Annotated in this window: 4 protein-coding genes; all 4 read left to right on the top strand. The window is 61.8% G+C overall.

Annotated elements, in window-relative coordinates; genetic code table 11:
- On the top strand, nucleotides 1-529 hold a 529-nt coding region (locus VEK15_29435), incomplete at its 5' end, for an amidohydrolase family protein (protein HXV64857.1).
- A gap of 2 nt (nucleotides 530-531) precedes the next feature.
- Nucleotides 532-1,671: a beta-eliminating lyase-related protein gene (locus tag VEK15_29430; GenBank protein HXV64856.1), complete on the top strand. Its 1,140-nt coding sequence runs from the start codon at nucleotides 532-534 to the stop codon at nucleotides 1,669-1,671.
- Nucleotides 1,672-1,874: 203 nt separating this feature from the next.
- Nucleotides 1,875-2,663 carry an outer membrane beta-barrel protein gene (locus tag VEK15_29425; GenBank protein HXV64855.1) on the top strand — a complete coding sequence of 263 codons (789 nt, stop codon included), beginning with the start codon at nucleotides 1,875-1,877 and terminating at the stop codon, nucleotides 2,661-2,663.
- 301 nt (nucleotides 2,664-2,964) lie between these two features.
- Nucleotides 2,965-3,752 (top strand): ABC transporter substrate-binding protein (locus tag VEK15_29420; GenBank protein ID HXV64854.1); only part of this gene is annotated, 788 nt, incomplete at its 3' end.

The raw sequence follows: 3,752 nt of genomic DNA, 5'->3' as shown, positions 1-3,752 counted from the left end.
CGATCTGGCGCGCGACCGGGGCCTCGAGCCGACCATCGAGAACGGCATCGACCTTGTCATCGAGCTCCAGCTCGCGGGTGGATTCGGCGCCATCTACCACTCGATGGACGACAGAGACGTCCAGAGGATCCTGAAACACCCTATGACCATGATCAACACCGACGGCGACGCCGTCGCCTACGGCGAAGGCTTTCCTCACCCGAGAAGCTACGGCACGTTCCCCCGCGTCCTCGGCCGCTACGTGCGGGAGCTGAAGGTGATCTCGCTCGAGGAAGCCGTCCGCCGAATGACGTCTCTCTCGGCGGAACAGATCGGCCAGGACGATCTCGGCCTCCTCCGCGAGGGATTCATCGCCGACATCACCGTCTTCGACGCGGATACCGTCGCCGACCGCGCCACCTACACCGACCCCCACCAGTACTCGGTGGGAATTCGGTACGTCATCATCAATGGGACTCCCGTGATCCAGAGTGGAGCGTTCACCGGCGAGAGGCCGGGCCGGGTCATCAGAGGACCGGCGAGGAGGTGATCGTGCAAGAGCCAAGCCGAAGAAGCTTTCTGAAGCTCGTCGCGGCGACACCGCTACTGAGTGCGACTCCAGAAACGCCTAGCACCACGGCGCCAGTGAAGCTCGTAAAGCTCTTCGGCGACGGGCTCGGTCTGTCGCCCAGTGAGTCGGTCGACGTTCTCACGAAGATCGTCACGACGAGCGGGATCGAGGAGGACGACTACTCGCGGGGCGGTGTGGTCGAGGAGCTCGAGGAGAAGATGGCCGCGGCGCTCGGAAAGGAGCGCGCGATTTATTTTGCGACCGGTACGCTGGCGAACCACGTCGCGGTGAGGGTGCTCGCGGGCGATCAACCGAGGGTCCTCGTGCCCGACGACAGCCACATCTACAACGACTCGGGAGACTGCGCCCAGCAGTTGAGCCAGCTCAACCTCGTCCCCTTGGCGTCCGAGACGGCGACGTTCACGCTCGAGCAGGTCCAGGAGGTCGTCGAGCGCACCGGCACCGGCCGGGTCGCGACCGGGGTGGGGGCGCTCGTCATCGAATCTCCCGTGCGCCGCAAGCTCGGCGAGATGTTCGATTACGAGGAGATGAAACGCATCTGTGCTTTCGCGAGAGAGAACAGCATCAAGACCCATCTGGACGGCGCTCGGCTGTACATGGCGTCGGGAGCGACGGGCATTTCCCCCCGGGAGTACGCCTCGCACTTCGACACCGTCTATGTGTCGTTGTGGAAGTATTTCAACGCCGCATCCGGCGCCATCCTGGCCGGACCCAAGGAAGTCATCGACGGCCTCTACCACATGCGTCGGATGTTCGGAGGGGCGCTTCCCGCAGCGTGGCCTTTCGCCGCCGTGACCCTTCACTACTTCGAGGGTTTCGAAGCAGAGTTCGGCGTCGCCATGCAAACCGCGAAGAAGTTCTTCTCGCTACTGAACGGAGAGCGTTCGTTCGCGGTACGACCGATGCGGAACGGAAGCAACATCTTCCGAATGACGGTCCGCGACACGGATCCGGGGCGCTTTCGTGAGAAGCTCCGGGCGCACGGCGTTTTCCTCTCTCCGCCGAGAGGCGGGAGCGGGGAGTTCCTCGTCACCGTCAACGCCACCTGGAACCGCACCGACGCGGAGACGCTCGCGGAGACCTTCAAGGCCTCGATCTGAGGCGGGCGCGGCGCCGCTTTGCGGTTTGGAGCGACCGGGGATTTGCGTGTTGTCGTCCCCTTGAAATAAGGGCGACACCGTAGCTCAACAACGAACGTCTGTCCATCGATTCGGAAACGGAGGGAAGACCGATGAGAGCCCGGACCATCGGGTTCATCGAGTCGAAGTAGCGAAAGCCGCCGAGTTCATTCATCATCATTTGCGTGTTCCATCGTTCAATCCTCGGCACCCTTTTGGTTATGGCGGTCACCGTCGTCTCTGCCGCTTCGGCGCAGGACCGCTCGCGCGCGTACGTGCGCGGGGCAGTTGGCTACGAGGCCGCGACCGACACTCGGCTAGCGGATCGCGCCTGCGATGCCGCGCCGCTGTTGAATTTTTTCGGCTGTCAGCCAGGCGAGGACGGCGAACCGATCGGTGCCCGGGGCAACTTCGGAGAGAGCCCTGGCGTGGAGCTCGCGGCCGGCCTCCGAGCGCTGCGGTATTTACCGGTGGAAGTGGCGCTGTCGCATCGCCCGGGACTCGAGTTCGCTGGTAACGCGACATTCCTCGGTGCCGGCGAGCGCCAGCCGGCCTCGGCCGAAGTCACCCAGACCGCGGTCATGGTTCGAGGAATCTTGGACCTGGGTCCCATCCTGACGAGAGGCAGGATCGAACCCTTCGTGGGCATTGGGGTGGGCATGTCTCGGAACCGCGTCGGCGACGTGACCTACGAGTTCCCGGGGCTGGCGGCGAATCCCGCGTCGACGACGACGCGCGGGGGTACGCATTGGGATCTTGCGTGGGATGTCGGCGCCGGCGTGGCCGTTCGAGTAACCTCTCATTTTCTTGTGGAAGGGGGATATCGGTACAGCGACTTCGGCTGGATCGAGACCGACGATGGACCGATCGACGTGGTGCGCGGTGACCAGCGGCGAGCAATCGACAACGTCGCGGGAACCCGGGCCCCTCTGCGGATCCACAGTGTATACGTCGGGCTCCGCCGGGAGTTCTAGCAGCGGAAGGTGGAAATCTCTGGAAACCACGAAGGAAACCCCGACGCGGGATCGGGAATGATTCTCGACGCCAAGGAAGAGCGGATCGTCGATCTCAATGACTGCCATGTTCGACTGATTGAGACCGCGGACAATGGCGTGTTCGAAGGTTCTTTGACGGAAGGGGGAAACCTTGATCTAATCTGCAGACGAGGTCTCTCACGACGAGGCGACTATTTTTCGCCGGGCGCTGAAGCGCGAGTGAAGATGCCCCGCTCCTGGCTCGTTGTTCTGCGGCACGCGAATATTTAGGAGAACAGATGTGAGCAAGGCAATATCCCCTGGATTGACGGCGATTGTAAGTGTGTTGCTGTCTTTACCCGTTTCCGCCAACCAGGCGCCCTATAAAATCGCCGTTGTCCCATGGGCCGGTTGGAGCCCGGTGCACGTGGCGGAGGCCAAGGGGTTCTGGCGGGAACTGGGAGTTGATGTGGAAGTCGCCAACCTGGAATCCAACATTCAAATGAACCAGGCGCTGATAGCAGGCGACGTCACCATACAGTTCGACATGCTGGGTACGGCCGTAGGCAGATTTCAGGAGGGTCATCACGAGGTGATCATCGCGGAGACCGATTGGTCTGACGGCGGCGATAAGATCATTGCAAAAAAGGGACTGGACCTGGCCGCGCACAAATCCAACACGGTGGGCGTCTATCTTGATGAACCGTCACTTGGTTACTTCCTCAATTGCTATCTGAGCACCCATGGACTGCAGGTAGCCGATTTCACGCTGCAACAAGAAACTCCGGACGTCGGGCTCCGCATGTTCGTCGAAAATCAATTCAAGGTCCTCATGGCCTATGACCCGTTTGCAACGGCCGCGGTTGAAAAAGGCGCGGGAGTGGTTGTCGCCACCAGCGCGGATTACCCGGGATCGGTTCCGGAGGGCATGCTGATGCTGCAAGCCACTTACGAGCAGACCCCAAAAGCGGATTTGGAGAAAATCATCCAGGGCTGGGCAAAAGCGGCCACCTGGAGCGCCGACCCGGACAACTGGCAAGAGTATCAACAGATTCTCAATGACAGGACTTTTGCCGGAGACAACCCCCG

The sequence above is a fragment of the Vicinamibacteria bacterium genome (assembly GCA_035620555.1).
Taxonomy (GTDB): domain Bacteria; phylum Acidobacteriota; class Vicinamibacteria; order Marinacidobacterales; family SMYC01; genus DASPGQ01.
The sequence above is the reverse complement of the archived record's forward strand: the minus strand, read 5'-3'. Positions and strand labels throughout refer to the sequence as shown.